This window comes from Paenibacillus sp. 01L418 (genome assembly GCF_056400045.1).
This window is the reverse complement of sequence record NZ_JBFTSN010000379.1, coordinates 1-6,229: the sequence shown is the minus strand read 5'-3', so window position 1 is coordinate 6,229 and position 6,229 is coordinate 1. Positions and strand designations below refer to the sequence as shown.

At 41.9% G+C, this 6,229-nt stretch carries 6 protein-coding genes; 1 reads left to right on the top strand and 5 read right to left on the bottom strand.

What is annotated here, in order from left to right; genetic code table 11:
* Nucleotides 1-677 (bottom strand): ABC transporter permease (locus AC1DSE_RS28155; RefSeq protein WP_477528554.1); only part of this gene is annotated, 677 nt, incomplete at its 3' end.
* Nucleotides 678-1,039: 362 nt separating this feature from the next.
* A complete protein-coding gene (locus tag AC1DSE_RS28150; RefSeq protein ID WP_477511139.1) occupies nucleotides 1,040-1,801 on the bottom strand; it encodes a DUF4304 domain-containing protein in 762 nt (253 codons plus the stop codon).
* 244 nt (nucleotides 1,802-2,045) lie between these two features.
* Between AC1DSE_RS28150 and AC1DSE_RS28145 the strand changes: the two genes are divergently transcribed.
* Entirely contained in the window at nucleotides 2,046-3,281 is a 1,236-nt protein-coding gene (locus AC1DSE_RS28145; RefSeq protein WP_477528553.1) for an MFS transporter, read from the top strand.
* 179 nt (nucleotides 3,282-3,460) lie between these two features.
* Here AC1DSE_RS28145 and map read toward each other — a convergent pair whose 3' ends face one another.
* The 3 genes from map to AC1DSE_RS28130 all read right to left on the bottom strand — a co-directional run.
* On the bottom strand, nucleotides 3,461-4,207 hold the full coding sequence (gene map, locus AC1DSE_RS28140; RefSeq protein WP_477511141.1) for a type I methionyl aminopeptidase: 747 nt from the start codon (nucleotides 4,205-4,207) through the stop codon (nucleotides 3,461-3,463).
* A gap of 309 nt (nucleotides 4,208-4,516) precedes the next feature.
* Nucleotides 4,517-5,647, bottom strand: coding sequence for a cytochrome P450 (locus AC1DSE_RS28135; protein WP_477511142.1), 1,131 nt, complete (start codon nucleotides 5,645-5,647; stop codon nucleotides 4,517-4,519).
* Nucleotides 5,648-5,680: 33 nt separating this feature from the next.
* Nucleotides 5,681-6,229 (bottom strand): TetR/AcrR family transcriptional regulator (locus tag AC1DSE_RS28130; RefSeq protein ID WP_477528552.1); only part of this gene is annotated, 549 nt, incomplete at its 5' end.

The window sequence follows — 6,229 nt, the reverse complement described above, 5'->3', positions numbered from 1 at the left end:
GTTACATGCCAGAGCTGTCTCGATTTGGAAGCGCCATCCATTCGAGCTGCTTCATATAAGCTTGGGTCAATCCCTGATAATGCGGCAAGGTATAGTATCGCTCCCCAACCGATGTCCTTCCATATTTCAGACGAGATGACCAGCAGTCTTCCCCAAGCAGGCTCCGTTAGGAAGGAGATGGGATCAAAACCGTTTTCCTTCAAAATCATATTGAAAAGGCCATCACCCGGAGCCAATAATGCAACCATCAATCCATAAACAATGACCCAAGACAGAAAATGKGGTAAATAAGTAATGGTTTGTACGATTTTCTTAAACCATTGGGTATGAACTTCATTAAGAAGCAAAGCAAGTGCGATGGGAGCGGAGAAACCGAACAATAGCTTATACAACGATATAATTATCGTGTTTCTCATGATGTCCCAGAAATAAACGCCGTTAATAAAATCTGTGAAATTTTTGAATCCGACCCACGGGCTATCCCATAACCCCAAAGCCAGATTGTAGTTTTTAAAAGCAATAATGATTCCGGCCAATGGGATGTATTTGAATACGGCAAAATAAACCAATGCCGGAATTAATAGAAGGTACATCATTTTATACTTTTGTATGGTCCTTAACCACGAATTCCGCTTTTTGGAGAGGGGAATAGCTTCCGCTGCCAATTTCGATTGCATGTCATCACCTCGTCTTTATTTATATTTGTATAATAGCACCCCCCTATCAGATAAATTTCTGTCATTTCAAGAATTTCTTATAAGATATTAAGTAAGTGGGCCTTCGATAGTTCTAAGTAAAAGATTTCTTCTAAGATCTGCTCAATAAAGTAATTCTCTACTGTGCTTTACAACGAAGGTGAAGGCACCAATCGATTATTTATCCTTTAAAAATAAAAAAACCGCCCTATAGGCGGCAAAACTTCTATTTGCACTATTCATTTGTTCGTATCAGATCAGAGGTGTGCTTAAAGTGAGCTTTATTGGATTTCAGACTCGTCAGTAATTAGCTTAAATAATAGGTTAACATTCACTATGGCGACTTATAGCTTATCAAATTCCACATCGTATTTATTGAAGATGATTTTATATTTATTTTCGAATATAGTCCATCGCTTTTCTGTTCCGTACTTTTCCTGCAATGCCTTCAAATAATGTTTAGCCGCTGCTATATCATTGGATTGTAACAGTAAATGAAAGCTCTCTTCACCCAGATGTAGAAATGGTCCTGAAGTGTAATATTCAACAAGGGATCTGGCACTGGTCATCGTATCATAGAAATGAATAACCTCTTCTACTCCACTTAACAGCGTTTTTCTTAAATCATCCATATTCGTATCAGGAGTGATTGAAAAACGATCTGGAACAGACTCAACAATTTCTCCAATTCTTGCTCTGAAGTGACACTCCGCTTCTTGGGGAGCAGTCAGAATTTCCCTCGATTGTATCAGTGCCAAATCCGGTGCATAAATACCGCAGTTCACATAAAACATTACATTGTCCGCTGAATTGCCAGAAGACTTTTGGAAATTGAACATGTAGATAAGGTTTTCTGTCGTCTTATTGAAATTCAAACTCTTCCTCATGAAGCCACGCTTGGAAAGGAACGGCTTAACGTCAAGCTTAATCATATCGTTAAAGAGCTGCTGCAACATGATCCCTCCTATAAGATTAATCGTTTCCATTACAATTTTGTTAAGAGTTTCAAAGATATTTTCTTCTATTACGACTACTAAATACTTGTACAAATAAAACGGAAGATAATTATTGAATATTACTTCATAATTTCCAGCTTGTCCAAACATAAAATTGATTTGCTAATGAATTTTCTCCACATAGTAAACAAATTATTTTACAAAGTATTTGTTGACACTGAAATAATTGTATAATACATTTGTTTGTATACTTTATATACATATATATTTACAAAGTGAGGAGTGAAAATGGATAGGTTTATGATGGGTGGTCTTTGCAATAGGTTAGGCTGGCATCTGAGAAAGAAATGTATTTGAAGTAAATACTCAGTAAGCGAGTTAGAGGAGAATTTAGATGGCTTTATTGCTCAAAAATCGGGGAGCCATGCTGCTTCTGATGTTTAATTTATTTTTGGTCTTTGCTGGTATCGGACTGGTCATTCCAGTTATACCCAAATACATCACAATGCTTGATATCAACGGCAGCACTGCCGGCTTGCTTACCGCCTCCTTCGCATTTACACAGCTGGTTTTCTCACCACTGGCGGGACGGTTATCCGATTCCTTCGGACGCAAGCGCATCATTGTTGCCGGAATGATGGTCTTCGCTTGCGCCGAAGTTATATTCGGTTTGGCTGATTCTGCTCTGCTGCTCTTTGTATCCCGGATGATGGGCGGCATTAGCGGAGCGTTCATCATGCCTGCAGTTATTGCCTACGCGGCAGATGTTACTACCGAGGAAGAACGTGCCAAAGGGATGGGTTTTATCAATGCTTCCTTTTTGACTGGCTACATTATTGGTCCTGGTATTGGAGGCTATCTTGCGGAGTTCGGCATTCGCGTACCGTTCTATGCTGCAGGGATTGCCGGCCTGGTCGCTGCAGTTCTTACACCAGTTGTTCTGCGGGAATCGATGCCATCTACTGTAAAAAAAGATGAGATTAGCGAAAAGGCAATGTCTAATCGGGAGCCCCAAAAGAGTCTGCTCCAACAGTTGCGTTTCGCTTACCGCGAACCCTATTTTATAAATTTACTCCTTGTTTTCGTCATGTCCTTTGGGCTTGCCAATTATGAAGCAGTATTCGGCCTCTTCGTCGACCATAAGCTCGGCTTCACACCGAAGGATATTGCTTTCATTTTCACCTTTGCGTCCATTGGAGGCGCAGTCATTCAGTTATCCATTTTCGRCTGGCTCATCAACCGTTTCGGCGAAAAGCGAGTCATTACACTTTGTCTGCTCGCTTCAGGGGTGTTCGTCCTGCTGACGTTGTTCGTTCATCAATATTGGCTGATTTTTGCAGTTACTTTTGTTATATTCTTGTCCATTGATATTTTACGCCCCGCTATTAGCACGCAAATGTCCATGGTTGCGAATGAACAGCAGGGATATGTGGCAGGACTTAACTCTGCCTTTACCAGCCTGGGCAATATTATCGGACCGATAGTATTATATGTTACTGTGCTCTTTCACCGGACGAAATACATGAAAAAACAAAGACCTACCATCTCTGTCTCTTTTTATTTTTACAATAAAAATGGACATATCCGCTCTTCTAAAACGGATGTCCATAAATGGTATATAACACAATAAGAAATTACAGTAGCTACATTGATTACTTACGTTACCTCCGACAGTCTCAATCCTGTCCCTAGAATCTAAGAAATAATAACCGTGTGGATTGAAAATTAAAACTTAGACTGTCGTTTTTTTTTAATCTGACTTCATCCGTTATCGTAACCAACGCAAAATAACGGACTCATACTAATGTTCTATGCTGCAGTCACGATTATTGGCTGATCCTTTGTTATGATTATGGTATGTTCATGTTGTGCTGCAAAGCTATTGTCGGGGGTACATAAAGTCCATCCATCCGGCTGCTCAACGACATACCCAGCACCTGTAGATAAAAAGGGCTCGATTGTAATTACCATGCCCTCTTTCAATACCCGTTTATCGTGCTTGTTATAAACGGGTAGAATCTCTACTGGGGCCTCGTGCAGAGATTTGCCAATACCATGGCTGCACAGATCCTTAATTATATTATAGCCGCCTTTTTTAGCCTCGATTTCAATAATCCTTCCGATTTCGTTCAATTTCACTCCATGCTTAAGTGAAGAGATTACTTTCATCATTGTATGGTGTGTGTATTGACACAGACGCATTAGTGATGGCTCATATGGAGCTATCGGAAAAGAATGTCCAGCATCCGCAAAATAGCCGCAAAGTTCTGCAGAAACATCGATGTTTATTAAATCGCCCGGTTGGATGATTCGATTTCCCGGTATTCCGTGTGCAACTTCGTGGTTAACACTAATACATGTGTTGCCAGGGAAATTGTAAGTTATCTGAGGCGCCGACACAGCCCCATGACTTTTCAAAATCCGCTCCCCAATATCATCCAGTTCCTTTGTCGTAATTCCAACTCGCGTGTGACGTTTCATTTCATTAATCGTCAAAGCAACGATTTTGCCAATTTCTTTCAGACCATCAATATCGTTTTGTGATTCTATTGTCATAAAAAGCTCCTCCATTTTCCATCTAAACTTTATTTAATTCAAATTTATTTTAACACACAATAGAATATTTAATTATTGTAGTAATTAGGTGAGCTTTTGATGCGATTACCAATCTTCCCATTCTTCATACGGAGTATTAAACATATAAGTAAATAAATATTGCTCAAAGAGGCTGCCGTTTAATATCGGCAGCCTCGTCTTGTTGATTCTTACGCTATAGTATTGTTCGATTGTAGAACCAATGATTACATAAGCTTTTACGACTTTTATTGGCGTTGAATATACAATAATGCACCTATTAAAGTAACGTTATTTCGTCAGAACCAGCGGCAAACGATTGACCCCGAACATCATCCAGCTGTCCAACCGCTCTAGCGTGTGCGAACGATCTCTTGCGTAGTCAGGAAACCTACTAAGAAGTGTTTGAATGGCGATCTTGCTCTCCAAGCGGGCAAGCTGAGAGCCCAAGCAGAAGTGAATGCCGTGTCCCAATGCCAGATGCGGATTCGGGTTGCGATGGATATCGAATTTTTCCGGAGTATCAAATTGCTCTCCGTCATGATTGGCCGACCCGATCCAGAGGTTGACCATTTGTCCGGGCGAAAGCGTTTGGCCGCGCAGAACAGTCGTCTTTTTAACGATTCGAATCATCGTTTGAACGGGAGAGCAATAGCGAAGCACCTCTTCGATGGCTTGCGGAATCATGGAAGGTTCCTCGATGAGACTTTTCCTAGCCTCTCTGTCACTATCTAGGCACAGTAAGGCTGACGTTATAAGATTGGTCGTGGTTTCATTCCCCGCCACCAGCAGCAGAATGCAGAATCCGATGATCTCCAAGTCACTTAATTGCTTGCCTTCGACCTTTGCATGAACGAGATTGCTGATGAGATCATCCAGCGGGTCAAGCCGTCTTCGATTCATGATGTCGGAGAAATAGTCGCTCATTTCCTTCTGGCATTGAAAATAACGTTCGCCGTCATTCCCAACTAGCGAATCCGACCATTCCTTGAACCGGTCGCGATCCACGGACGGAATGCCCAGCATTTCGACGATGACGATGATCGGCAGAGGGCTCGCATAATCGAGAAGGGCATCCATCTTCCCCGCCTCTTCTGCTTGATCGCACAATTGCTGCGCAATCGATTCAATTTTCGGTGCGAGCGCTTCGATAGCCCGAGGAGTGAAAGCTTGCGAAACGAGCATACGCAGCTGTCGGTGTTTAGGTGGATCTTGCCTAAGAATGCTTGAGTTGATCGGCTCCATGGCGCTTTCCGTCCCTTTTGATGAATAATGCTCATGATCGGCAAATATCTTCTTTACATCTTCGTACTTGTACACGTCCCAAGTATTTTTCTCCGAATTGAACACGACAGGGGAAGAGTTTCGCATTTCTTTAAACCAAGACAAAGGTATCAGTTCGCTGTCAGTTTTCCAATTCATACGTCGCATCGCCGCTTTCCGCTTAGAATGAAATCAGTTCAACATACCATCTGGCTTGCCGCCGGGGGTCAAAAACAACCCGGTCGTAATAATCTGATAAAGAAAATGTTCAAGATCGTCGCGGTTTATACTACTGCCATAGGTTAGAAAATAATCGCAGGAACTGTTGAGCAATCCGACAATTCCCGCAGCAGCCAAGCTGCAATTGACATTGATCATTACCCCCTCTTCCCGGCTTCCTTCCAGCACCTCTGCAATAAAACGAATATAGCCGAGCTTCAGTTCATTCAATTCCTCTAGTACTTCCTGATCAATTCCGTTCGATAATTCGTTGAACACGATATGTGCGAATCCGCTGGAATCCAGAAACAAGTCGAGATTGTGCCGGATGATTCGCCTGATTTGTTCTTCCAACGAAAGATCAGTTCGCAGCTCATTCCGTATTCGATCGGTAATGACCTGCAGTCCATCCATTACGATCGTCTTAAACAGCTGTGCTTTTCCTGGAAAATGATAATACAGCGTCCCTTTGGCAACCTTTGCTCTAAGTGCGATATCGTCCATATTAGCTCGGTGGTATCC

Excerpts from the sequence above, each read along its gene's own strand:
- AC1DSE_RS28150 (WP_477511139.1), bottom strand. The coding sequence starts at position 1,801 with ATGTTTGGACAAGCTGGAAATTATGAAGTAATATTCAATAATTATCTT.
- map (WP_477511141.1), bottom strand. The coding sequence starts at position 4,207 with ATGACAATAGAATCACAAAACGATATTGATGGTCTGAAAGAAATTGGC.
- AC1DSE_RS28135 (WP_477511142.1), bottom strand. The coding sequence starts at position 5,647 with ATGAATTGGAAAACTGACAGCGAACTGATACCTTTGTCTTGGTTTAAA.